Origin of the sequence: Sphingomonas sp. ERG5 (genome assembly GCF_000803065.1) — a bacterium.
Lineage (GTDB): Bacteria > Pseudomonadota > Alphaproteobacteria > Sphingomonadales > Sphingomonadaceae > Sphingomonas.
The window spans coordinates 269,121-294,221 of record NZ_JSXI01000024.1; the positions used below are offsets into that span (position 1 = coordinate 269,121).

The following is a 25,101-nucleotide window of genomic DNA, read 5'->3' on the forward strand; positions in this document are numbered from 1 at the left end:
GCGTAAGGGTTTCCCGTCCGAGACGAACGTCAAACGCGGCGTTCGTATCGTCCATGGCGACAAGCATCTGATTGAGAAACTGGGCCGGAACGATCCGTGCCCGTGCGGCTCAGGCTTGCGGTTTCAAGCGCTGCTGCCTCGTCACGGGGCGCTTTCGATGGGGCCGGGCGCCATGATTATTGGCGCGACTAGATGATCGTCCCCGGGCCGCGAGGCCCGGGGAAATCCGGATCAGTCGAGTTCGTTCTCGAGCCAGGCCTTGAGCTGGCTCTTCGGACGCGCGCCAAGCAGTTCGGCGACCGGTGCGCCGCCCTTGAACAGCTTGAGCATCGGGATGCTGCGAATGCCCATTTGCGCGGCGATGTCGGGATTGTCGTCGATGTTGAGCTTGGCGATCGTCACTTGCCCGCCCAGCTCATCGGAAATCTCCTCCAGGCTCGGCCCGATCTGCTTGCACGGTCCGCACCATTCCGCCCAGAAATCGACGAGCACGGGCCCGTCGGCCTTGAGGACGTCCGCGTCCCAGCTCGAATCGGTAATCTGTTTGGTGGCCATGATGGTATCTCCTTGTTGTCACTAATTTAGGGAAGGCGTTGGGTCCGCTCAAGCACCCTGGATCAAGCTTTGCTCCGGCGCGGCATAGCCCGGCTTGTGCGTTTCGAGCAGGTTCGGCGGCAAATCGAACAGCACAGGGCCTGCCGTGTAGAGCAAGGCCATGTCGATCGTACGATCCGGAAAGATCGCCGCGAGCGCCGCGCCATAGGCTGCCATCTGGCGCAGATGATATGGTGGAATGTCCGCCAGCGTTGCCGGCGCATGCCGCCCGGTCTTGAAATCGATCACCCGCACGCTGTCACCGGTGACCAACAGCCGATCGACCGTGCCCGACACCACCACGCCATCGGCCACGACCGCGGCAATCGGCGCTTCGGCAAGCGAGTCCGGGCCGAACAGATCGGCGAAGCGCGGGTCGTCGAGCACCGCGAGCACGATCCTGGTGATGGCGGCGCGATCGGCGGCAGACTCGACGCCACCAGCGCCCTCCAGCCAGCGCTCGGCCACCGTTGCGCGCTGCTCCGCCGCCACGGCCGGCAAACGCTCGAACAAGGCATGGATCAGCCGCCCGCGCTCCGCCGCCAGACGCATGACCGGCGATGGCGGCGGATCGGCGACGACGTCCTCACCCAGTGACGAGGGGGCGAGTGGCCGTGGCGGTCGTGCCTCGATCGGCGCTTTTCGCCTCGTCCAGCCGGGCAAGTCGACCGCCGACGCACGGCCTTCGGCAGCCCTTTTGTCCAAAGCGACGGGGCGTTGCGGCACACGCCCGGCATAGCTGCGCGCCTCCTCCGACGCTTCGATGCCGAGCGCGGTAAAGGCGCGATGCGACGCGGCGTACCAGCTCGCCTCGGGCGGCACGCCCTTGGCCATCGGCCCGAGCGCCCCCGCCACGATCAATCGCTCCTCGGCACGGGTCGCAGCGACGTAGAAGAGCCGCCAATGCTCCTCCAGCTCGCGCCGCGACGTCCGCTCGACCAGCTCGGTCAGCGGCCCACCAATCTCGGCGGCGCGCGGCCGGAAGATCGGAAAGGCATCCCCACCACTTGGGCCGCCATCGGGCGCCCATTTCAGCACCCGCGCCGGCGTACGCGACGGATCAGCGGTCGCATCGGCGAGGATGACCAGCGGCGCCTGCAACCCCTTGGCGCCATGCGCGGTCATCACCCGCACCGCGTCGAGCGGCGCCGACGGATCGCGCACGATCTCGACATCGCCGCGATCGAACCAGTCGAGGAAGCGCTGCAGCGACGGCGTGGATTGCGTCTCGAAATCGAGCGCGGCGTTGAGCAACTCCTCGATCGGATCGCGCGCTTCCTGCCCCAGCCGGCGCAGCATCTTGCGCCGTCCATCGAGCGGACCCGAGAGCAATTCCTCCAGGAAGCGATAAGGCGTGGCAATGTCCGCCCGCGCCAGCATCGCGAGCAGCGGCGTCAGTCGCCCGACCGGCTGAGTGCGGCGCAAATGCGCCCACAAACTGCCCGAACCACGCGGCGCGGCGGTCATCAGATCGTCCTGGCTCCACCCAATCAGCGGCGAGACGAGCAGGCTAGCCAGCGACAGGTCGTCGCCCGGTTGCAGCACGAAGCGGATCGCCGCGAGCAGATCCTGCACGCTGAGCGGCGCATTGAGGCGCAAGCGGTCGACCCCGGCGACCGGCACGCCCTCGGCATAAAGCCGCGCGACGATCAGCGATGCGAGCTCGCCGCGCCGCTTGACCAGGATCATCACATCCTCGGGCCTGAGCGCGCGCCCCTTGCTTTCCAGCATCAGCGGGACCGGGCCGTAGAGCCAGTCCTTCACCGCACGCGCGATCTGCGCGGCGAGCGCACGGGTCGCGTCGGGAATCCACCCCTCGGCATCCTCCTCGCTGCCGCCCGTCACGACCGGCGGCCACAAGGTCACGGTGCCGGGGCCGGCTACTTCACTCGCATGGAGTTCACGATCGGCAATCTCGCCCAGCCCCGGGTCACCAATCGCATCGATCGCGGCATCGACGAACTCCAGCACCGGCCGGGTCGAGCGGAACGAAGCGGTGAGCGACAGCCGCTCGAACGGCACGCCATCGTCACCGACCGCCTCCGCCTTGGTCAGAAAACGCTGTTCGGCGGCGCGGAAGAAGATCGGGTCGGTGCCCTGAAAGCCGAAGATCGCCTGTTTGTAATCGCCGACCGTGAACAGCGTGCGGACTCGCTCGCCATGCACGCCAAGGCCGGCAAAGAACTCCTCGGCCAGCGCCGCGACGATCGCCCATTGCCGCGGATTGGTGTCCTGCGCTTCGTCGATCAGGATATGCTCGGTGACCTGGTCGAGCTTGTAACGCACCCATTCGCCCATGCCCGGCTGCGCGAGCAGTTCGACCACCGAATGGATCAGATCGTCGAAATCGACCGCGCCGACGCGGCGCTTGGCCAGCGCATAGGCATTGGCATAATCGCGCCCGACGCTCAGCGCATCAGCGAGCAAATCGGCATAAGCGCCGCGCACGCGCATCTGCAGCAGGCTGGCGCAATAGTCGTACATGCCGGTCGCGAGATCGGCATAATCGGGATCCTGCGGCGCCTGCCCTTTGCCAAACGAGCGGATGTCGAGATCGGCCTTGGCCCAGATCTTGTTGAGCTCGCCCAGCGTCGCGGCGCGCTGGACCGGCGAACGATCGAGCCAGGCCGAGACCAATCCAGCGCGCTCCAGCCCGCTCTTGGTGGCCCAGCTGGCGTTGAAGCCGCCGATCGCATCGAGCGTTTCATGATCGAACACGCTGTCGTCGCACGCCTCGGCGATCGCCAACTCGATATCGCCTTCGGGCAAGTCCAGCTCGCGGCGCAGGAACGATTGCAGATCGATCGGCAATTGCTGCAACGCGGCCAGCGACCGGGCGCAATCGCGCAGGAAATTCTCCGCCTCGCCTTCGCCCAGCCTGAGGCTCAGCGCGCCGACGGTATCGATCGCGTGCTGGCTCGCATCGACCAGCATCTCGGCCAGCGCCTCGCGCGCCAGCACCGATTCCTCGCGCGCCTCGAGCGGGCGGAAACCTGGCACCAATCCGGCCTCGATCGGAAAGGCCGCGAGCAAGCTTTGGCAAAAGCCGTGGATGGTCTGGATGCGGATGCCGCCACCCGGCGCATCGAGCACCTTGGCGAACAAGGTCCGCGCCCGTTCGGCCAGCGCATCGTCGGGCTTCTCGCCCAGCGCGTTCAAATCGCTGAACAAGGCCGATTTCGGCATGCGCACCCAGGCGGCGAGCCGCTGGCTGATCCGCCCGGCCATCTCCGCCGCCCCGGCCTTGGTGAAGGTCAGGCACAGGATCGCGCCGGGATCGACCCCTTGCAGCAACAGCCGGAACACGCGCGCGGCGAGAACCTGGGTCTTGCCCGTGCCCGCCGACGCCGACAGCCAGACATGCGCGCGCGGGTCGCTCGCCCGCGCCTGATTGTCCTTGAGGACTGGAAGCGGGCGGTTATCCGCGCTCACGGCCATACCATTCGTCGCGGCGCATCAGCTGATCATAATCGGCGTATGGCGCATATTCGGGATGAAGCTTGGCGGTGAACGGCGCGTCGCCGGTCAGCCATTCGCGCACCGCCTCGGTAAAATTGCGCGCGGCGACGGTGGTGAAGTCGGCCGTGACGATGCGGTTACGCTTGCCGTCAGGATCGACCGGGCTTTCGATATAGCCGAACTTGCCGTTCTTGCGCGACAGCGACCAATATTCGAACGCGTCCGCCCTGCCCTTCGCATCGGGGAAACCGCCGCGTTCCGCGATCAGCCCAAGCAAGCCAAGCTGCAAGCTATAGCCTTCCGCGACCGCCGCCGCCGAGGGCGGCTTGCCGGTCTTATAATCGATGATCGCCAGACCACCCGCCGCGAGCCGGTCGACCCGGTCGAACTTGCCGGTCAGCTCGACCCCGGCAATCTCGCATTTGCCATCCTGTTCGACCGCGACCAGCATCCGGCCATCGGCGACATGGCGCGCGGTTTCCTCGACGATCCAGTCGATCGCTTCCATCAACCGCGGTTGCCACAGCGCCTGCATCAAAGGGTGCGCATCGGCGAGCATGGTCAGCGCGCGGGCGTGGAGCTTCGCCGGATCGCATTGATCTTCGCGCGCCCACATCTCCAGCACTTCGTGCACCGCACTGCCACGCCACGCCGCGCTCGGATCGGCATCAACCGGATCGAGCGGCATCAGCCGCAGGATACGCTTGGCGTAAAAGGCGTAAGGGTCGGCCTTCAACCGGTCGACATCCGTCACAGCGATGCGTTTGGGGCGCAGTTCGGCGGGCGGCGATGGCGCGGGCTGCGTCTCGGGCACGTGCTCGCCCGGATCATCGAGTGCGCGAGTCCAGCCTTCCAGCGCGACGGCGCGCTCGAACCGCTCACCCGCCAGTGCCTGTAGCCGCAACCAGAAACGCGACGCGATCGCAGGCGACTTGGCGTCACGGCGGGCACGGGTCAGCAAAGCGGCCGGCGCACCCAATGCTCCAGCCAGATCATGCGCGGAAATGCCGACACGCCGTTCCAGGCCCGGCAAGCCAAGTTCGCTCCTGATGCGCGGCGCAAGCCAGGGATCGGGCGCGGGCTGCCCCGGCCAGGTGCCTTCGTTCAGGCCGCCCAGGATCATCAGATCGGCGGTCTGCAAGCGCGCTTCGATCAAACCATAGATCGCCAGACGTGGATGCCCGCCCTGTGGCGGCCGCACCGCGACTTCGTCCATCAGGGTCTTGAGCAAGGGCGCGAGACTCTCCGGCTCGACCATCGCCGGGCCTGATCCCGCCTGCGCTTCCAGTTCGGCAAGCAGCTCCGCGGCGGCGCGCCCCGCGGGACCGCCCCATAGTGCGTCACCACACAGCGCCTGCGCCGTTTCGCGCAACGCTGCGATCATCATCGGCAGCGGCTGGGCTCCACCACCGAACAGCCCCTCGATCGGCGCGAGCAACGCGCGCGCTTGCGGCCACCAGACGGCGGCTTCGGCACGCCGTTTCGCTTCGCGATCGGGTGCGTCGGCCAGATGCGTATCGATTCCCGCCAGCCCCGCCGCCGGCCGGGGACCGCGCAGCACCCGGTCGAGACTGCGCGCGCCATCCAGCCATGCCGTCCGTCCTTCGCCGAAGCGCACCAACGGGTGCTTGAGCAAAGCCAGCAACGCGAGTGGCGCAAAACGCTGCACCGCCGCCTCGGCCAGCGCGGTGAGCAAGGTCCCCGATGGCAGGATCGACAAAGGCCGCCCGGCGGTATCGTCGATCTCGATTCCCCAGCGGTCGAGATGCGCGGCCACCCGGCGCGCCAGGGCGCGGTCGGGTGTGACCAGCGCGGCGGTCTTGCCATCGGTCTCCAGGACTTCTCGCAGCGCCAGGGCCACCGCCTGGGCTTCCTCGGCGGGCGTCGCCAGTTCAGCCGCCACGATCCCCGTCAGCCGTCGCTGATCGGCGTCGAGCGTGGTCCATTTGCCGGTGAATTCAGCTGGAGCCAGCGCATTGGCGATGGCGCGGCCGCGCGCAATGGTTGCGTCATGCCCCCCGCCTTCGCGCCACAACGTGAATTCGCTCCGGTTGACGCTCATCCGCTCGAGCAGCAGCTTCAGATGGAATTGCGGATGCGTCTCGATCGACCGGCGGCGCAGGCCAGTCACCGGATCGGGGGCATGCGGCCCCAGCGCCAGCCATTCGCGCTCATCCATATCGAGCGCGAGGTCGGCAAGTACGACCATGCCATGCGGTAATTCCGAGACGCAGCGCATCAGCCCGGCCACGGCGGGCGCGCTGTCGGTGATGCCGGCGGCACAGACGAACCCCGCAGGCGGGGTGTGTCGCCACCGATCGGCCAGTCGCCCTAGCAACCGCGACCGGCGGTCGGCAAGATCGATCCGCTTGAGTTTTTCAAGTTCTCCCGGCCAGCGGTCGAGCACGGTACCGAACAGCGACAGCGCCTTTTGCCAATGGTCCGACAGTTCCTGCGTCAGTTCCAGCTCGCGCAGCTTGCGCGGGTCGACTTGCTCGACCAGCAACTGATCGAGCGTCCGTGCCAGCTCACCGGCCAGCCGCACCGCCTCGGCCGCGTCGACCGGCTGTCCGGCGCGCACGCGTTCTTCCGACACCAGCCGGGCAAGGATCATGCGCCGCTGCAACGGCGCAACCGCAGGGGATACCGGCTCCGGTACGTCGGCCGGGTCGATCGCGGCGCCCGCGGCTTCGTCGAGCGACGGATCGCCGATCGCCACCAGCCTTGGCAGCAACAGCCCGCCGCCGCTGGCGCGCACGAACGCATCGGTCAGTGCGCGCCTGGCGCGATTGTTGGGCAGCAGGACCAGGCCACGGGCAAGCCCCATGGTCTCCCCGCCGAAACGCCGGATCAGGCCTGCTGCCAGTGCATCGGCAAAGGCCCGGTGCGCCGGGATCGTGTAGAGCGTGGGCTGAGGATGCAGACCCATGCTCTACGAGGATCGAGACAGGTTGATCCGGGATGCCGTGGAAGGAGAGCCGTGAAAACCGGGGCTTGTCCCCCGGTTGAACGGCTCGACGTACCACCGCGCCTGGATCAACCTGCCCTTCGGGTGGGGTGAATATCGACCTCGTAGAGCATGGGTCTGCATCCTATCGCCCTCACCCATCGGCGAGCATGGCTTCGGTCTTGGCGATCGCCCCGGGCGTGCCGACATCGAACCATAGCCCCTGATGCACCAGCCCATATGCACGCCCTGCGGCGATGGCGCGTTCCCAGAAGACCATGGTCGAGAACGGCCCTTCCGGCCAATCCGCGATGATGCGCGGCGAGAGGATTTGCACGCCGGTATAAACGAACGGTGCGATCTTGCCCGGCTGACGCCGGCCGATGATCCGCCCATCGGGCGCGACACGGAAGTCGCCTTGCCCCGTATGGCAATGCGCGCGCGCCTGCGGCACGAGCAGCAGCAGCGCATCCATCTTGTCATCGTCCCAGCGCGCGGCGAGCGCGCGGATCGCATCGGTCGGTCCATCAATCCACAGATTGTCGGAATTGATCACCAGGAAGGGCTTGTCGCCGATCAGTTCGCGCGCCTGGACGATGCCGCCGCCGGTTTCCATCAACTGCTTGCGTTCGTCGGACACGACGATCTCGATGCCCTTCACGCGATTGTCGAGATGCGCCTGCAACGCGTCGGCGAGATAATGGACGTTGACCACCGCCCGTTTCACCCCGGCGGCGCGCAGCTTGTCGAACACATGATCGAGCAGCGCCTTGCCCCCGACCTCGACCAAGGGCTTGGGCCGGGTCGCGGTAAGTGGGCGCATGCGCTTGCCCAATCCCGCCGCCATCAGCATGGCCGTTTCGGGCACCTCGCCACCCGGATCGGGACGGATCGCGAGCGTTCGCTTTTTCAGGCTCATTGCCCAAGTGCCTTGAGGCTCAGCGTCATCGGATCACCACGCAATGCGGCAGGGATATTGGTATCGAACCAGGCTGCCACCGGTGCCAGCGCCGGATGTGCCAGATCATGTTCGAGATAGCGCCAGACGCGTGGGCACATGCCGGGATAACGCGGCTTGCCGTCGCGCTTCCACAGCCGCGTGAAAATGCCGACGATCTTCGCGTTCCGCTGCGCGCCAAGCACATGATAGGCGGTGTCGAAATCGTCGCCCACACCGGTGATGCGGCGATAACGATCGAGCATCGCGGCCTCGAGCGCGGGCGGCACGTCGCGCCGCGCATCCTGCAAGAGCGAGACAAGGTCATAGGCCGGGTGCCCCGCCAGCGCATCCTGGAAATCGAGCAGGCCCAGCGTCTCGCTGCCGCCCTCGACAGCGGCGCCGATCAGCATCAGATTCTCGGCATGATAGTCACGCAGCACGGTTACGCGCGGGCCGGTCAGCGTTGCGCCGAACACTGCGTCCCAGGCGTCGCGATATCCCTGCAGATCGGCCTCGATGCCAACCGCCGGGCAATACCATTCGGTCAGCAAGCCGACCTCGCGGTGCAATTCGCTGAGATTATAATCCGGCAGCGGTCCCGCTTCGTGATCGCGAAGCCGGATCAGGATGTTGATCGCCGCCTCATACAGCCGCAACTCGCTTTCCGGCGCCGCATCGACGGTCTCGCGCATGCGGGCGTCACCAAAATCCTCGATCAGGACGAGACCATTGTCGAGATCGATGCCATGGATCGTCGGCGCGGCGAACCCGCGTTCGCCAAGCCAGCGCGCGATATCGATGAACGGGCGTGGATCCTCGTGCGGCGGCGGCGCGTCCATCAGCACCGCGCTGCGATCATGATCGACGACGCGGAAGTAACGCCGGAACGACGCATCGCCCGCCAGCGGCAGGATCGATGCCTCCGCCCAACCGATGCCGCGAAGAAAGTCGGCCGCGGCGGCCGGGGGATTCATATCTGGTGCCATCGCGCCCTCCATGCCGCCGGGACCCGCGCTGTCAAGGCGCGCGCGCCATCGGGCATGATCTGCAGGGTGAGCGCCAGCGCATCGGGCCAGAATCCCGGAGCGCGTTCGGGCCATTCGACGATCAGCAGCGAATCGGACGCGGCATCGTCGAGCCCCAGTTCCTCCATCTCGTTCGGGTCGTCGATGCGATAGAGATCGACATGCAGCACCGGCATGCGCACCTCGGGCGGAGCATAGGGCTGAACGATCGCAAAGCTTGGGCTCGGCGCTTCACCCGCCAGACCAAGCGCGGCAAGCAACCCCCGCGCGATGCTGGTCTTGCCCGCGCCGAGTGGTCCTTCGAGCGTGATGACATCACCCGGCTGCACCAGCTCTGCCAGACGCTCACCAAATGAATGGCTTTCGTCGGGTCCGTTCAGCGGCAGCATCCGTCAGCGTCCCGCCAGCAGCATATCGATCGCGTCCCTGCACGCGCGGGAAACGTTTATTCCCAGCTCTTTTGCTTCACCGATCAACGCAGCATCCAGCGAGACATTGGTCGGTCGGCGAAAGACAGGCGTTTCGCGAACCGTCGACTTGCTCATATCCCTCCCTCTCATGCGCATATGACATGCGCATAACTCGGCACATTCAACTGCTAGCGCCGTGGCAATTCGACCGTGATGAAAGTCCCCTGCCCTGGCTCCGACACCAGGGAGATCGTCCCGCCATGCGCCTCGACGAACTGCTTGGCGAGCGGCAGCCCCAGGCCAAGTGCCCGCTCGCCGCCGCGCGTCACGCCGGGCTGGGCGAAACGGTCAAAGGCATGCTTGACCGCTTCCTTGCTCATCCCCGCGCCATCGTCGGACACGACGATCCGCGCGGCCACCGCGGTGCCATCGGCATGAAGCAGGATGCGCCCGCCCTCGGGTGTTCCGTTGACCGCGTGACGCAGGAGATGCTCGATCACTTGCCGCAAGCGGTTCGCATCGCCCTTGGTGCTGCCGATCGACGGCAACACTTCGACCGCGAAATCGAGCTTCTTGCGCTTGGCGAGCGGCCCGATCTCGTCCGCCGCCGCCCGCGCCGCCTGTTCGAGGTCGACTTCGAGCATTTCCAGGGCAGGCGTCCTGCCATCATTCTGAGTCAGGTCGAGCACTTCGTCGACCAGCAGCCCAAGGCGCTCGACGGCTTCCATGATGGCATCGACATAGCCATCGGCCGCCTTGGTCAATTTACCGGCATAGCCTTCGCTCAACATCTCGGCGAAGCCGCTGATCGAGGTGAGCGGCGTGCGCAATTCATAGCTCATATTGGCGACGAACGCGGTCTTCACCTGGTCCGCCGCCTCCAGCGCCTCATTACGGTCGCGCAGCGCGCGCTCGATTCGGCGGCTGTCGGAAATGTCGAGCATGGTGAACAGGCCATTGCCGTCGGGCAGCGGCACCGCGGCGAATTCGAAATGCCGGCCGTCGGCAAAGGCGACCCGACCACCGCGTTGTTGCCGCTCGACGGTCGCTGCGCGCACCAGATCCGCGATCAATTGCGCGCGCGCCGGATTGGCGAGCTTCCCCGACGCGGCCTCGGCCAGCACGTCGACACGTGGATGAGTCGAGAGAAACTCTTCGTCGAACCCCCACAAGGCGCGGAACTTGTTGTTCCAGATCTGCAGCCGTCCATCCGCCGCGAACACGCCGAGCGCCTCGTAGAGGTTGTCGAACGTCGCCGTACGCACCCGCAACAGAGTGTCGCGCGCGCTGGCCAGCTGGACTTGCTCGGTGCGGTCCTCGAAAATCAGCAACAGCCCGCCATCGGGCAAAGGCTGCGCCACGACGCGGAGATGCACGCCGCCGGGCAGATGCCAATTTTCCTCGATCGCGCCACTCGTCGCGACAAACCAGTCGCGCCGCTCCGCTTTCCAGCCAGGGAAATCGCGCACTTCGGGCAAGCGGTTCGCCTCGCGCATGCGTTCCAGTACGCGATCGAATTCGGGCCGGTCGGACAACCATTCGCTGCGCATCGCGAACAACCGGCGGAACGGCTGGTTGCAGAAAACCAGTGTCCGGTCGGCAGCGAACTGCACCACCCCGGCCGATAGCCGGTCGAGCATCGCCCGCTGCGCATCGCCGAACCGCTTGATTCCCGAGCGCGCCTGTTCGAGTTCCTCGATGTCCACGGCAAAGCCGGCGACACCGCCGGTCGGCAGCGGCACGTCATACACGCGGAGCATGCGCCGCGCGCCGCGAATGGTCGCCGGCATCGCCTGCATCTGCGGCATGTCGGTATCGCGCGCCAGCACCGCGCTGGCCAGCGGACCGCCGACTCCCGACCCTTCGACCAGTTCGACGCCGCGCCGCACGACGTCCTCCGCATCGGCGCCTTCGACGGCCTCGACATAAGCCGAATTGACCATCGCCAACCGGAGGTCGGCACCGCGATACCACATCGGCAATGGCGCGGCCTCGATCAGTCCGGTCAGCGCATCGAACGCCCCGCGAATGTCCGAGCCCTCTTCACCCAGCCGCGCGATCTCCGCCTGGCTTTCGGTCGCGTCGAACACCCACAACACAACGCCACCCGGCGCCTGAAGGTCGCGCGGCGCACGCACCCCCTGGATCATCAAGGTGCGCGAAGACCCTTGCGCCCGCACCGTGCGCTTGAAATTCCGCCCCGCTTTCTGCGCCGCCGCGACATCCGTTGCCAGAGCGGCGGCATCGTCCGGCGTAAGGCCGACTTTCCCGCCGGCCAGATCGGCGAGATACCGTGGCGGCGAGGACAGGCCGAACCAGTCGGCAAGGCGGTCCGGGAGTTCGAGTCGACCATCCGCGCGAACGACCATCGCCAGCGCCGGCGCGACGGCAAGCAGCGCTTCGAGGCGGGCGTTTGCGGCAAGCGTTGCGGCAGCGCCACGTTGGGCGCGAATGCCACGATACAGGAAGAAGCCGGCCACACCGATCAGGGTTGCCAGCAACACTCCGGCCCAAACACTTCCGAGCGTCGAAACCTCGATCACCATAGCCCCTTTAGGCGGACGCCACCGATACGACGCATCATCCAACTGTCTCTAGGCGATAGATTGCCCGATTTCAAAACGCTCGATTTCTGAAATGGCCATGGCGCGCGATCAGGCGTTTTCACGATCGACCCGTGTGACATTTATGAAACAATATTGTCCGGTTTAACGCGTCAATGCCTCAAAGACTTGAACGAAATAAAAACGAGCGCAAGATCGCCATCCTAGCTTCGTCACAGGGGTGTGTAATGAGCAAGAACCGTTTTAATGCGTCGAGTGCGCTTGGGTCAGTGATATTTATTGGAGCGTTAATGACAACGCCCGCTCTAGCTCAGGATGCTGCATCGCCAGTATCTGAGAAAGCGACAACCACCGCCAAGGAAACCGACGATGTGGATATCGTCGTCACTGGTTCGCGCATCCGCCGTCCCAACCTCGAATCGACCGTCCCGATCACAAGCATCAGCGGTGACGAATTCTTTCAGACCGGCAAGACCTCCATCGGCGATACGCTGAACGAGCTCCCCGCTTTACGCAGCACATTCAGCCAGTCGAATTCCACGCGCTTCCTCGGCACTGCCGGTCTTAACCTGCTCGATTTGCGTGGCCTGGGGACACAGCGGACACTGGTTCTCGTCAACGGCCGCCGCCATGTCGCGGGCGACATCCTGAGTAACGCCGTGTCACCGGATACGAATACTTTCCCGACCGACCTAATCGAGCGGGTCGATATCGTCACCGGCGGCAACTCCGCCATCTACGGATCGGACGCGATTGCGGGCGTGGTCAATTTCGTCCTCAAGGATCACTATCAGGGGGTGCAGATTCGGGGACAAGGCGGCATCAGCCAGGAAGGCGATGCCGGATCCTATTATATAAGCGCGCTCGCCGGCACGAACTTCGCCGAAGGGCGGGGAAATGTCGCAATCAATTTCGAATATGCCCGCCAGAACGACTTTTACGCATCAGGCCGTAAGAATCTTCGCAACAATCAGGGCTTCGTCACTGTAGATTCTGATCCGCCCGGCGCTGTGAACGGCAGTGATGGTGTCTTCGATACACGATTCGTGACCGACATTCGCAGCGGTCTGTACAGCAACGGCGGCACATTCCTCTCGTCGCTAAGCGATGGAGCCTACACACCGTATCTGTTCACGCCATCCGGAGATCTTGTCCGGCAGACCGGAACCCGGGTTGGGCTTGGGCGGTTTCCAAGCTATATCGGCGGCAACGGCGACAATTTCCGCGGCGGCACGCAATTTGGCCTGTCTCCGAAGCTCGAACGCTACAGCGCCAATCTGATCGCTCATTATGAAATCAGCGAAGCGTTCGTTCCGTTTATCGAAGCCAAATATGTCCGTACGGATTCGCTCGGCAACTCAAGCGGGCCGTTCTTCTTCTCGGGCGGCACCACCGGCTCGCCGCGCGAGCGCTTCCGCACTGACAATCCTTACCTTAGCCCGCAAGCCGCCGGCGTGATCCGTGATTATTACGGCCTTACTCCAGACCAGAACACGTCTTTCACATTTCTCAAAAATGCCGTCGAGCTAACGAATCGCGAAGAGAAGGCACGTCGCGAAACCTATCGCGCGGTTGGCGGCGTGCGTGGCACATTCAATGACGATTGGAACTATGAGGTCAGCGCCAATTATGGTGAGTTCCGCGAGAACACCCGCCTATTGGGTAACGTCAATCTGCAGCGCTTTCTTCTTGCCATCGATGCAGTGGATTCTGGCCTTGCGGCCGGCGGCGCTGCGACCGGCAATATCGTTTGCCGCTCCAAGGTTGTGCCCAGCGCTCGCATTGCGCTCGAAGGGCTTACGGGAGCGGCTGCGGCCTATGCGCAGGGTCAATTAGCCAACGACGTGGCTTCATGCGTTCCGATCAACCTTTTCGGGCAAGGCAAGATCACGGACGCGGCGCGCAACTATCTCCTCCAGGATTCGGTCGCCCGGGGCAAAATCACTCAGTTCGTCGGCTCCGCATTTCTTAGCGGCGACACGAGCCAATGGTTCAGCTTGCCGGGTGGACCTGTGGGTTTTGCGGTCGGCGCCGAATATCGGCGTGAAACCGCATCTTACGATCAGGATGCAGCCACGGCAGCAGGACTCACATTCTATAACTCCATTCCGCCGTTCAACCCGCCGGCGTTCGAAGTGAAAGAGGCCTATGCAGAGCTTAGACTGCCCTTGATCAAGGACAGTTTCATCAATGAACTGACGCTCAGCGGCGCAGGTCGTGTGGCAGATTATAAAGGGTCGGCTGGGACGGTTTATTCTTACAATGCCGGTGTCGACTTCGCCCCAGTCCGTGACCTTCGGTTCCGCGCAAATTATTCTCGCGCGGTACGGGCGCCGAATTTGGTCGATCTGTTTACCCCTTTGGGTCAGAATTATGCTCCCGGATTTAGCGACCCCTGCTCCTCCGATAATATAGGAAAGGGCTCTTCTACACGCGCAGCGAACTGCGGAGCGGCCGGCGTTCCTACGACTTATAACTTCGAGTACCAGCAATCTCTGGCCTTCTTGTCGGGTGGCAATAACGCACTCAAATCGGAAAAGTCTGACTCCTACACTGTGGGTGGCGTGTTCCAGCCGCGCTTCGTGCCTGGCTTCTCGCTATCGGTCGATTATTACGACATCACTGTCAATAATGTAATCACCGCGCCATCGGCGCAGGATATTGTTGACGCCTGTTTCGATGCGGCATCACTCAACAATCAGTTCTGCAAGCTTTTCTCGCGCGCGGGAGCGGGCGGTGGACCTCGTGGAGAAGAGCCAAATCAGATACTTGAGAATAGCCTGAACGTCATACCGCTGAATTATGCAAAATTGAAGGTACGCGGCATCGATTTCGAAGCAAATTACCGGCGCAAGCTTGGCTTCGGTGAATTTAACTTCCGCGCCATTTACACCCTCGCGCTCCAGAACGACTCTTTCTTGAATCCGGTCGATCCCAATCGCGCCGATCAAATCTTGGAAGAACTGGGCGATCCCAAACACTCGTTCAATATCAACACCAGCCTGAAGATGGGTGCGTTCACCATTGGCCATAAATTGCGCTATATCGGCAAGATGGTTCCCAACCAGTATGAGGATGCCCACAGCAAACAGGGCCGTGCACCGCAAAATGCCGACGCGTTCCCGATCGTCTACTATCCGGAACGTTGGTACAATGACGTGCGCCTCGATATCGATGCCACCGAGAAGTTCAATTTCTATCTCGGCATCGACAACGTTGCGAACGAGATCCCGCCCTATGGTTTGACGGGCGTCGGTGGCGGCAGCGCGATCTATAATAATATCGGTCGCTTCTTCTATTTCGGCGCTGTCGCGAAGTTCTGATCTCGCGACCATGTCCTCTTGACGGGGTCGGTTGCCATATGGCAGCCGACCCCGTTTCCTTGACTACCCGCACCCGATCGCAACAAGGACCCAAGGTGTGACATTCCCGGCGATCGACGACATCGAAACCCTGTTGCGCACCGACCCCGAGCCGGATCAGGCCCGTCCGGCTATCGAGCGCTTCCTCGCCGCCTGGCCGACCCGCCACGCCAATCTTCGATTGCTCGCGCGCGCGTTGCGCAAGGATGGCCTGCGCGCGCAGGCAGCTCTCATCGACCAGGCAATATTACTCGCGGCAAGTCGAACGCCCCTCGTGTCGACCGCCATTCGCGCATTCGCCGCTGGACGACATGGCGACGCCGAACATCTGGTCCGCGACGCGTTGGCGCATGGTCGCGAGAATATGGCCGCGACGCTGCTGTTGGCGGAAATCGCGGCAGCCGCCGGGCTGGACGAGGAAGCGGTCAAACTCTACCGCACCGGCCTCTCGGCAATGCCCGACGATCACGAGATCAAATTCAAGCTGGCCAACGCCCTGTTTCGCCTGAATCAGGTCACCGCCGCGATCGCCATCGTCGACGATATCGTCGCGACACGCCCTGACGATATGTCGGCCGCACTTCTCCGGCTGACCATGCTCGGACAAATCGGCGAATATGACGAAGCGGAGCGCGGCTATGGTGAAAGCCTGAGCCGTTGTGAGGATTTCGCAATGCTGTGGGTCGGCTATGCCCATTTGCTCAAGACTTCCGGCAAGATCTCCGACAGCATCGCCGCCTATCGCCGTGCGCTGATGCTCGAACCGGGACTTGGTGAAGCATGGTGGGGTCTCGCCGACCTTAAATCGGGGGTTCTGGGCGAGGCCGACATCGTGACGATAGAAGAGGAATTACGCCACAGCGGCGATAATGCCTATCAGGCGCTGCATCTGCACTTTGCTGCGGGCAAGGCGCTTGAGGACGCCCGTCAATATCCGGCATCTTTCAAACATTATGCACGCGGCAATGCCATTGTTGCGGCAGGGGCAAACCACGACGCAGCCGCTCAATCCGACGAGACCGACCGCACGATCAGGCTGTTCGATCAACCTTTCCTTGCCGATCGCAAGGGTGCCGGCCACCCGTCGCGCGCACCGATCTTCATTCTCGGCATGCCCAGGGCCGGCTCGACTCTGATCGAGCAGATTCTCTCCAGCCACAGCCTGATCGAAGGCACCGCCGAACTGCCCTATATCTCCCTTCTGGCGCACAGGCTGGTCGCCGAACGCTGGTCAAGCGGGTCGGTGCGTTATCCGGATGTCGTCGCCGGGGTGGATCCAGCCGCGCTGGCCGCCTTGGGCGAACTCTATCTCGAAGCGGCTGCCGTGCATCGCAAGACGGACCGCCCTTATTTCATCGACAAATTACCGGAAAACTGGCTGCATATCGGACTGATCCATCTCATCCTGCCGAATGCGATCATCATCGATGCGCGGCGCGATCCGATGGCGTGCGGCTTTTCCAATTTCAAACAGCATTACGCCAAAGGACGGTCATTCGCGTCGTCGTTAGGCGATATCGGCCGATACTACAGCGACTATGTGCGCTTGCTCGATCATATCGATACGGTCCTGCCGGGCCGCGTGCATCGCGTCGAGCATGAGACGCTGGTGACCAATACCGAAAGCGAAGTCCGGCGATTGCTGACGCATATCGGCGTCGAGTTCGAAGCTTCCTGCCTGCGCTTTTACGAAAATGCGCGTCCAGTACGCACCGCCAGCGCATCCCAGGTCAGGCGACCGATCGATCCGACCAGCGGCCAGGCCTGGCAACCCTATAGCCAATGGCTTTCACCACTGGCCGACGCCCTTCCCCAAAGAGCCTGAACCGGCACCCGGCCGAGCCGGACATCCACTGGTGAGATCGCCTGCGCCACCATGATGTGCCGCGCGAACAAGAAAAGGGCGGGCTCGACCATGCCGAACCCGCCCCTTCCTTCATCAGACGCCCCTTAACGAGACGCGAGCACGCTTAGAACTTGGCGGAAACACCAACATACATGAAGCGGCCGATGTTATCATAAATGCCGTCATTGCCGGAGGCGTTACCACCGACGCCGAGCAACCCGTAAGGCGGCTTCTTGTCAGTCAGATTGTCCACGCCGCCATAGAGCGTGAAACGCTTGTCGACATCCACCGACGCGCGAACCGCATGATAGATAACCTTCGGATAATAGACGACATCGGCGTAGTTCGGGTTGAGCGCTGGCACGCCATTGGTGTCGTGCTGCGCTTCCCAATCAGTGATCGATTGCCGTCCGATATAGCGAACCTGATACCCCAGAGTGAAATTCTTGTGGGTCAGATCGATCGATGCGTTGACGTTCCAGACCGGATCACCAAGCTCGCCCTTGACCCGATCCGGCTGATCCGGGTTATCGAGATAAGGGTAATCGGTACGGTTACGGACCCAGGTTCCGATGACCCGGAACACAGCTTTGGTATCAGGGCCGAACCGGCGATTGTAGGAGGCATCGAAATCGATGCCCTTGGCACGCAGCGCGGAGAAATTGACCGTGCTTTGCAACAGCGCGGGGCGGGCGAAATTACTGTCGGATTGCCGTGGGTTGATGAGCTTGCAGAAATCGTTGTTGAGCGATGCTCCGTCATAACAAGCATCGAGGATCGTCTGGGCATCGACCGGGCTGATCACCTTGTTGATCTTGATGTCGTAATAATCGACCGTGATCGCCAGGCCGGGAACGAAGCGGGGCTGGAAGATGGCGCCATAAGTCCAGCTTCGTGACTGTTCCGCCTGAAGGTTTGGATTACCACCCGACAGGAATTCGGTGCTGCCGGCACGCGCAACGCCATTCTGGAACCCGACCGGCACGCCCGCCGCCGCACAGTTCGCAACTCGGGTCGATTTGCCGGTGTTAATGTAGTCAACATCGCAAGGGTCGTTCAACTGATCGAAGTTCTGCGACGGCGGCGAATAGAGATCGCCCAATGTGGGCGCCCGCACCGACTTCGAATAGTTGACGCGGAATTTCAGGTCGCGGACCGGCGCATACAGACCGCCGACATTATAGGCCCAGACCGTACCGGTCGATCCCTTGTAATCCGCGACTCTGCCGGCTGCGCTGATCGACAGTTCATGGGCGAACGACAGATCCTTCAACAGCGGGAGTTCAAGCTCGCCATAGGCTTCCTTGACCGAGAATGACGGCGGGCGGAAATCCGGGATGGCGTTGAAGAACGTATCGCCGCTCTTGATGGTATCGTCATAGGCATAGGAAGCCGTCTCGCGACGATATTCCCCGCCGATCGCGAACTTCACCGGTCCACCGGGAAGTTCGAACAGTTGCGAGCTGTCGCCGACCACGTTCGCCGTGACGTCGAACTCGGTCGCCTTGCCCCGACGAGTCGACGTCGTGTTGATGTAATTGAGCGCAGCCTGGCTCGGCGCACCATTGCCGAACAGGTTCAGCGGCACGCAAGCGGCGTCGGTAACCGTGACCTGATTGACGCGGCAGACAATCTGGCCGCTCGCGTTGCGCACGGCATCCGCCGCCTTTTGGAAACGCGACTCGATCCGGTTGTTGTAGAATTTGGACCGGCTCTGGAATTCTCCATAGTTGACCGAGAAATCATATTTCCAGTCGTCGTTGAAGGTTCCTTCCGCGCCCACCACGATCCGATAGGTATCGCGACGATCGAATTCATCGCGGGTCCCAAGATCGGCATTGCTGCGATTCAGGCGAAAATATTGCGAACCGGCCGGCAGAAGCGACCGAATAGTGGCAGCGGCTTCAGGTCTGAGAAAGGCGTTGTCGAAGTAGATCGGCACGCCGGAGCCAAGATACGTCTCTCCTTTAGCAGGGCCACCCTTGCCATCGCTTCCCTGCGTCCCGCCCTGACCGAAAGTAGGCGTGCCCTGGCTGAAGCTTTCGACGCGTACGAACTTAGCCTCGATAAATGGTTTGAAACCTTCCGAGACATCGTAATGCGCGATGAAATTGGCCACGTAGCGCTTCAGCGACGGATCCAGCGTGCCGCTGTCGGTCAGCGTGCCGCCATCGCCATTCTGGTTGTTGTTCGATCCCGCCGGACGGAAATCGGTACCGTAATTATACTCCGACAGCGATCCATCCCGCTTGAAACCGAAAACGCGCGCATAGCCATTGGCACGACAAGAGGCAACGAGAGGGCTGCATGGTGTCAGCAAGGTGTTGCCATTGTAGGCGATGAAATTGCCGCCATTATCGTAACCGAAGCTGCGGATCCCGGAAAGAAATGTGCGCCTCGGCAACGGGCTCGCCGAGCTGTTAACGGCCTGGAACTGATTGCGGCCCGAGAATGCGCCGGTCAATTCATCGCGATCGGCATTGGTCAGCAGATTGGCCCGGTTATATTCGAGGCTCAGCGCGACATTGCCGCGTCCTTCGGCGAAGTTCTTCCCGAAGGTACCGGAAACGCGATACGTACCCCGGTCGTGTTTATCCGAAATGCCGCCCTGGGCATTGAGCGTCACCCCTTCGAAGTTCCGCTTCATGACGAAATTGACGACACCCGCCATTGCGTCTGAACCGTAAACGGCGGAGCTGCCGCCGGTCACGATATCCACCCGCTCGATCAGATCGGTCGGGATCGTGTTGGTGTCGACCTGGAATTCACCCTCTTGCGACGTGATATGCCGGCGACCGTTGACCAGCACGAGCGTGCGCGGAACACCCAGACCGCGAAGGTCGAGCAAGTTTAGACCGGACGTGCCGAGAAACTGAGTCGAATTCGCCTGGCTGAAGGTCGAGCGCAGCGACGGCAGGTCGTTCAGCACGTCACCGACGACAATGCCGCCGGTTCGCGTCAGATCCGCCCCGGTGAGCGTCGTGGCGGGCTGGATGGAATTGAGCGAAGGACGCGCAATGCGCGATCCCGTTACAATGATGTCTTCGCTTGCGACTTGCTCAGCCTGCGCGTCCGCCGGTTCGACGGAAGCGGCCTGATCGGCGCTCGTCGGCGCGGCGGTTTGCGCCATCGCCGGCGCCGTGGCGGCGATAACGAACGCTACGGTGGAAGTGGTGATAAAAAGTCCTGACTTCAGGACCGTCGATCCAACCATGATATGACCCTTTGATACTCGTTGCACTCAGGCATTGCCGCCCGGAGGAGGCGCGGAAAGCGCCCTTTCTCGTAACGAAGCAATCCCTTGCCACGGATTTTTGATGAGTTGTTGCGATCCGGCAACACGGATGCGCAACGACTTTTGCAGGCGCGACAAAACCGCGCCTGCCCAACGGCAGACGCGGCTCAAGTCTCTGTCAAACTGACGAAGGTTTTGACTGGTTTAGTAGCGGTAATGATCCGGCTTGAACGGCCCCTCGACCGGTACGCCGATGTAACCGGCCTGCTTCGGGGTCAGCTTCGACAGATGCACGCCGAGCTTTTCAAGGTGCAGCGCCGCGACCTTTTCGTCGAGATGCTTGGGCAGGACATACACGTCGTTCTTGTAATTCTCACCCTTGGTCCACAGCTCGATCTGCGCCAGCGTCTGGTTGGTGAAGCTGGCCGACATCACGAACGACGGATGGCCCGTCGCGCAGCCGAGATTCACCAGGCGGCCCCTGGCGAGGATGATGATCTGCTTGCCGTCCGGGAACTTCACCAGGTCGGTGCCCGGCTTCACTTCGGTCCACTCATAGTTGGACAGCGCGGCAATCTGGATCTCGGAGTCGAAGTGGCCGATGTTGCAGACGATCGCCATCGGCTTCATCGCCTTCATGTGATCCGCGGTGATGACGTCGGCATTGCCGGTCGCAGTGCAGAAGATGTCCGCGCGAGTCACGGCCTCTTCCATGGTCACGACTTCAAAGCCTTCCATCGCCGCCTGCAGCGCGCAGATCGGATCGACTTCGGTGACCATCACGCGTGCGCCGCCGTTGCGGAGCGACTGGGCCGACCCCTTGCCGACATCACCGAAACCGGCGACGCAGGCGACCTTGCCGGCGAGCATCACGTCGGTGGCGCGACGGATCGCGTCGACCAGCGATTCCTTGCAGCCATAGAGGTTGTCGAACTTCGACTTGGTCACGCTGTCGTTGACGTTGATCGCCGGGAACGGCAGCTCGCCCTTCTTGGCGATCTCGTACAGGCGATGCACGCCAGTGGTCGTTTCTTCGCTGACGCCCTTCAGGTTCTTGACCGTCTGGGTCAGGTAACCCGGATACTTGGCGATGAACGCCTTCAGCGCGCGCTGGAATTCGACTTCCTCGTCATTCTCCGGCTCGCCCAGCGTCGCGCCGGCTTCAAGCTTCGCGCCCCACAGCGCGAACATCGTCGCGTCGCCGCCGTCATCGAGGATGATGTTGGCGGTCGTGCCGTCGGTGTCCGCACCCCAGTTGAAGATGTCGCCGACATAGTCCCAATATTCGGCTAGGCTCTCGCCCTTCACCGCGAACACCGGCACACCGGTCGCGGCGATCGCGGCGGCGGCATGATCCTGAGTCGAGAAGATGTTGCAGGTTGCCCAACGCACATCGGCGCCAAGTGCGGTCAGCGTCTCGATCAGCACCGCGGTCTGGATCGTCATGTGCAGCGAGCCGGTGATGCGCGCGCCCTTCAGCGGCTGTGACGCGCCGAATTCGCTGCGCAGCGACATCAGGCCGGGCATTTCGGTCTCGGCGATGTTGATCTCGGCGCGACCGAAATCGGCGAGGCTGATGTCCTTGACGACATAGTCATGCGCGTCGAGCGCGGGTGCGGTGGCCACGGGGGAATCTCCGAATAAACGATTGGATGCGGCGCACATAGAGGCGGACGGCGTCCAAATCAAATATAAAGATGTCTTTATATGTCCGATGACCCGAGGCGCGCGCTGGACGGCGCTCGAGCCCCCCGCCCCCTCACGGCTTGCCCTCACCCCGCTCCGATACCTTTCCAGACGCCTTGCCGAACGCGGCGAATCACTTGGCGATGGAGACGAGATCGCGGCGGCTGCCGCTGTCGGTTGCCGCGCCTCTCCCAGCCGGTGCAATGGATCGACCAGACGATTGCGGTGCCCCGCGAACTCAGGCACTTCGCCGCCTCCAGCCCGAGCAACGGTGAAAACATGATATCGGAAATGGCATTTCAGGGGCGCTGGCGCGATTATCAGCATCAGGTCCTGACCGACCTCGACGCGCATCTTGCCGACGGGAAGCTGCACGTCGTTGCTGCACCGGGATCGGGCAAGACCGTGCTGGGCCTCGAAGTGATGCGTCGTATCGGCCAGCCCGCACTGATCCTCGCGCCGACGATCGCGGTGCGCAACCAATGGGTCGACCGCTTGTGCCGGATGTTCCTGCCGGCACCGCACGATCAGCCCGACTGGATTTCGACCACGCTCGCCGCACCCGCGCTGGTCACAGTGCTCACCTATCAGGCGCTTCATGCCGCCCTGGGCGAGGCTGCCGACCAGGCCGAGGCGGAAATCATCGAAGACGAAACGATCGAAGAAGCGGTGGGGATCGATCCAGCGCGGATCGAGACATTGCTTGCCTATTACCGGGCGCTGGGGCCGACCACGATCATACTCGACGAAGCCCATCATCTGCGGCGCGAATGGTGGCGCGCGCTCAGCACGCTTCATGCTGCATTGCCCGATGCCCGCCTCGTGTCGCTGACCGCCACGCCGCCCTATGACGTCGAATATGCCGAGTGGATCCGCTACGAAACCCTGTGCGGTCCGGTCGACGCCGAAATCCCGGTGCCCGAACTGGTCCGCAACGGCGATCTGTGCCCGCATCAGGATCATGTCCATGTCTCGCGGCCGACCGGCGCGGAGAATGCGCTGCTCGCGGCGCGGCGCGACGGCCTTTACACATTCGTGACGACGCTGCTCGCCGATCAAGCCGTGCGCGATCTCATCCTCGCGCATCCTTATCTGACCCTCACCGCCAACCATGAAGAAGAGATTCTGGCGGCGCCCGAATTCTTCTCCTCAATGCTGATCTTCGCTTTTTCCGCCGACGCGCCACCACCCCGCACCGCACTTCGCCTGCTCGGCGCAAGCAGGAACGATATGCCACCCATCTCGCTTGGCTGGCTGGAAATCCTGCTCACCGGCCTGTTATTCTCCGACCCTCATCTGGCAGAACAGGGAAAGGACCGCCTAACGAACATGAAGGCCGCCCTGCGGCAACTCGGCGCGATCGACGGGCGCCGCGTGCGCCTGGTCGATCAGAACGAACTTCATTCGACCATTGCCGGCAGCATCGCCAAGCTCGGCAGTGTGATCGAGATCGCGCGCTGCGAGGTTGCGGCTCTGGGCGAGGATCTGCGCATGGTCGTGCTCGCCGATCATGTCCGTGCCGGGGACATGCCACGCCGCGCCGACGATCCGTTCCTGCCGGTCAAACTCGGTGTCGTGCCGATTTTCGAAACCCTGCGGCGTCAGGAAATCGGTGCAGCTCGGCTCGGCGTGCTTACCGGTTCATTGGTGATCGTGCCGGTGACGGCACTGGCCGCGCTGGAGCGGCAAACGCGGGACATCGGCATAGGCCGCGATCATCTGCGCATCGTGTCGCTCGGCCACGACCCCCGCTACGCCCGCATCGAAATCGGCGGTGAGAGCGGCCACCGCATCGTTCAGCTCATCACCGCCCTGTTCAATCACGGCGACGTGACGCTGCTGGTCGGCACTCAGGCGCTGCTCGGCGAAGGCTGGGACGCGCCGACCGTCAATACGCTGGTGCTGGCCAATTATGTCGGGTCGTACATGCTGTCCAACCAGATGCGTGGCCGCGCGATCCGCACCGATCCGCAGCGCCCCGACAAGGCGGCCAATGTCTGGCATCTCGCGACAGTCGTGCCGGAATCGCTCGGCAGTGCGCTGGCGAAGGGATTGGGCTGGCGCTCGGCGGTCGATCCATCGGATCCGATTGGCCGCCCGCTCGGCGCCGATATGGAAATGCTGAAGCGCCGTTTCCGAGCATTCGAAGGCGTCAGCGAAACTGGATCGGTACGGATCGAAAACGGCCTTGGACGGCTTGGCCTGGCCGGGCGCGACTGGGACGCCGAGGCGATTGGAAGCTTGAATCAAGACACGCTTGCCCGGTCAAACCAGCGGGCAAGCCTCGCGGCTCGCTGGCGTTTAGCGCTCGACGGGACAACCGTCCGGCCGAGAATGCGGCAAATCACCCGCATCAATCATGCGCCCCGCCTGCTGCCGCTTGCCGACACGCTGCACTATCTCGCTATCACCGGTGTCCTTGGCGGACTGTTTTCGGCCGCCAATGCGCTGCGCGGCCGTGGCTTGCCGACGAACTTGGGCGTGGCGGCAATGATCTTCTTCGGGCTGGCATTGCTTTACGCGCTGCCGAAGCTGGGCAAGGCACTCTACCTGCTCGTGCGCAACGGCACGCTCGAGGGCAGCCTCACGCAAGTCGGCCGGGTGGTGATCGACTCGCTGGCCCATGCCAGCCTGATCACCAGCGATCCCGACTCGATTCAGGTCGAGGCGCGCGCCAGTGCGATGGGCAAATCCCTCGTCCATGTCGAAGGCGCAACGCGAGTCGAGGAACGCCTGATCCTTGACTCGATTGAGGAAATCGTCGGTCCGGTGCGCAATCCGCGCTACCTGCTCAAGCGCAATTCGCCGCTCGGTCGCTGGCTCAGGATCGATTACCATGCCGTGCCGACCGCCTTGGGCCAGCATAAGGACGTCGCCGAATTCTTCGCGCAACGCTGGATCCGGGACGTCGGTGCGGGGAAGCTGGTCTATCTGCGCAATGCCGAGGGACGACGCCTGCTGCTCCGGGCCCGCGCACGATCGATGGCGGCCGGCTTCCAGCGCGCGGTCGACCGGCTCAGCGTCTGGCAGTGA

14 protein-coding genes are annotated in these 25,101 nt (G+C 63.2%); 4 read left to right on the top strand and 10 right to left on the bottom strand.

Annotated features, from left to right (window positions below; all coding sequences use genetic code 11):
• Positions 1-79: 79 nt before the first annotated feature.
• Positions 80-196, top strand: coding sequence for an SEC-C metal-binding domain-containing protein (locus OO12_RS29405; protein ID WP_443024563.1), 117 nt, complete (start codon positions 80-82; stop codon positions 194-196).
• Between the two features lie 35 nt (positions 197-231).
• Here the strand turns inward: OO12_RS29405 and trxA are convergent, their stop codons facing one another.
• The 8 genes from trxA to OO12_RS09820 all read right to left on the bottom strand — a co-directional run bounded on the left by trxA (position 232) and on the right by OO12_RS09820 (position 11,921).
• Positions 232-555, bottom strand: a complete 324-nt coding sequence (gene trxA / locus OO12_RS09790) for a thioredoxin (protein ID WP_034158451.1) — start codon at positions 553-555, stop codon at positions 232-234.
• Between the two features lie 48 nt (positions 556-603).
• Positions 604-4,032: a double-strand break repair helicase AddA gene (gene addA / locus OO12_RS09795; RefSeq protein WP_034158452.1), complete on the bottom strand. Its 3,429-nt coding sequence runs from the start codon at positions 4,030-4,032 to the stop codon at positions 604-606.
• Positions 4,013-6,982, bottom strand: coding sequence for a double-strand break repair protein AddB (addB, locus tag OO12_RS09800; RefSeq protein ID WP_034158453.1), 2,970 nt, complete (start codon positions 6,980-6,982; stop codon positions 4,013-4,015). Before addB ends, addA begins: the two co-directional genes overlap by 20 nt.
• Positions 6,983-7,154: 172 nt before the next feature.
• Positions 7,155-7,919 carry a nucleotidyltransferase family protein gene (locus OO12_RS09805; protein WP_034158454.1) on the bottom strand — a complete coding sequence of 255 codons (765 nt, stop codon included), beginning with the start codon at positions 7,917-7,919 and terminating at the stop codon, positions 7,155-7,157.
• Complete coding sequence (locus tag OO12_RS09810; protein WP_200887435.1) at positions 7,916-8,914, bottom strand: aminoglycoside phosphotransferase family protein; 999 nt, start codon at positions 8,912-8,914, stop codon at positions 7,916-7,918. The genes OO12_RS09805 and OO12_RS09810 overlap by 4 nt, the downstream gene beginning before the upstream one ends.
• Positions 8,911-9,354 carry a tRNA (adenosine(37)-N6)-threonylcarbamoyltransferase complex ATPase subunit type 1 TsaE gene (gene tsaE, locus OO12_RS09815; RefSeq protein WP_034158455.1) on the bottom strand — a complete coding sequence of 148 codons (444 nt, stop codon included), beginning with the start codon at positions 9,352-9,354 and terminating at the stop codon, positions 8,911-8,913. The genes OO12_RS09810 and tsaE overlap by 4 nt, the downstream gene beginning before the upstream one ends.
• A 3-nt stretch (positions 9,355-9,357) precedes the next feature.
• Entirely contained in the window at positions 9,358-9,510 is a 153-nt protein-coding gene (locus OO12_RS27455) for a type II toxin-antitoxin system CcdA family antitoxin (protein WP_200887431.1), read from the bottom strand.
• A gap of 53 nt (positions 9,511-9,563) precedes the next feature.
• Entirely contained in the window at positions 9,564-11,921 is a 2,358-nt protein-coding gene (locus OO12_RS09820; protein ID WP_034158456.1) for a sensor histidine kinase, read from the bottom strand.
• A gap of 245 nt (positions 11,922-12,166) precedes the next feature.
• On the opposite strand from OO12_RS09820, the gene OO12_RS09825 reads away from it, so the two are divergent.
• Together OO12_RS09825 and OO12_RS09830 are read left to right on the top strand one after the other, a co-directional pair.
• On the top strand, positions 12,167-15,262 hold the full coding sequence (locus tag OO12_RS09825; RefSeq protein WP_082006449.1) for a TonB-dependent receptor domain-containing protein: 3,096 nt from the start codon (positions 12,167-12,169) through the stop codon (positions 15,260-15,262).
• 97 nt (positions 15,263-15,359) lie between these two features.
• Positions 15,360-17,126, top strand: a complete 1,767-nt coding sequence (locus tag OO12_RS09830) for a tetratricopeptide repeat-containing sulfotransferase family protein (RefSeq protein WP_052215708.1) — start codon at positions 15,360-15,362, stop codon at positions 17,124-17,126.
• 145 nt (positions 17,127-17,271) lie between these two features.
• On the opposite strand, the gene OO12_RS09835 is transcribed toward OO12_RS09830, so the two are convergent.
• Complete coding sequence (locus OO12_RS09835; RefSeq protein WP_052215709.1) at positions 17,272-20,361, bottom strand: TonB-dependent receptor domain-containing protein; 3,090 nt, start codon at positions 20,359-20,361, stop codon at positions 17,272-17,274.
• A gap of 225 nt (positions 20,362-20,586) precedes the next feature.
• Positions 20,587-22,047: an adenosylhomocysteinase gene (gene ahcY, locus OO12_RS09840; RefSeq protein ID WP_443024561.1), complete on the bottom strand. Its 1,461-nt coding sequence runs from the start codon at positions 22,045-22,047 to the stop codon at positions 20,587-20,589.
• 312 nt (positions 22,048-22,359) lie between these two features.
• Here ahcY and OO12_RS09845 point away from each other — a divergent pair, with 312 nt between their 5' ends.
• On the top strand, positions 22,360-25,101 hold the full coding sequence (locus OO12_RS09845) for a DEAD/DEAH box helicase family protein (RefSeq protein ID WP_160296774.1): 2,742 nt from the start codon (positions 22,360-22,362) through the stop codon (positions 25,099-25,101).

Bases quoted from the DNA above. Each gene is read 5' to 3' on its own strand.
- OO12_RS09820 (WP_034158456.1), bottom strand. From the start codon at position 11,921: ATGGTGATCGAGGTTTCGACGCTCGGAAGTGTTTGGGCCGGAGTGTTG.
- ahcY (WP_443024561.1), bottom strand. From the start codon at position 22,047: ATGTGCGCCGCATCCAATCGTTTATTCGGAGATTCCCCCGTGGCCACC.
- OO12_RS09805 (WP_034158454.1), bottom strand. From the start codon at position 7,919: ATGAGCCTGAAAAAGCGAACGCTCGCGATCCGTCCCGATCCGGGTGGC.
- OO12_RS09825 (WP_082006449.1), top strand. From the start codon at position 12,167: ATGAGCAAGAACCGTTTTAATGCGTCGAGTGCGCTTGGGTCAGTGATA.
- OO12_RS27455 (WP_200887431.1), bottom strand. From the start codon at position 9,510: ATGAGCAAGTCGACGGTTCGCGAAACGCCTGTCTTTCGCCGACCGACC.
- tsaE (WP_034158455.1), bottom strand. From the start codon at position 9,354: ATGCTGCCGCTGAACGGACCCGACGAAAGCCATTCATTTGGTGAGCGT.
- OO12_RS09835 (WP_052215709.1), bottom strand. From the start codon at position 20,361: ATGGTTGGATCGACGGTCCTGAAGTCAGGACTTTTTATCACCACTTCC.
- trxA (WP_034158451.1), bottom strand. From the start codon at position 555: ATGGCCACCAAACAGATTACCGATTCGAGCTGGGACGCGGACGTCCTC.
- OO12_RS09810 (WP_200887435.1), bottom strand. From the start codon at position 8,914: ATGAATCCCCCGGCCGCCGCGGCCGACTTTCTTCGCGGCATCGGTTGG.
- OO12_RS09845 (WP_160296774.1), top strand. From the start codon at position 22,360: ATGGCATTTCAGGGGCGCTGGCGCGATTATCAGCATCAGGTCCTGACC.
- addB (WP_034158453.1), bottom strand. From the start codon at position 6,982: ATGGGTCTGCATCCTCAGCCCACGCTCTACACGATCCCGGCGCACCGG.
- addA (WP_034158452.1), bottom strand. From the start codon at position 4,032: ATGGCCGTGAGCGCGGATAACCGCCCGCTTCCAGTCCTCAAGGACAAT.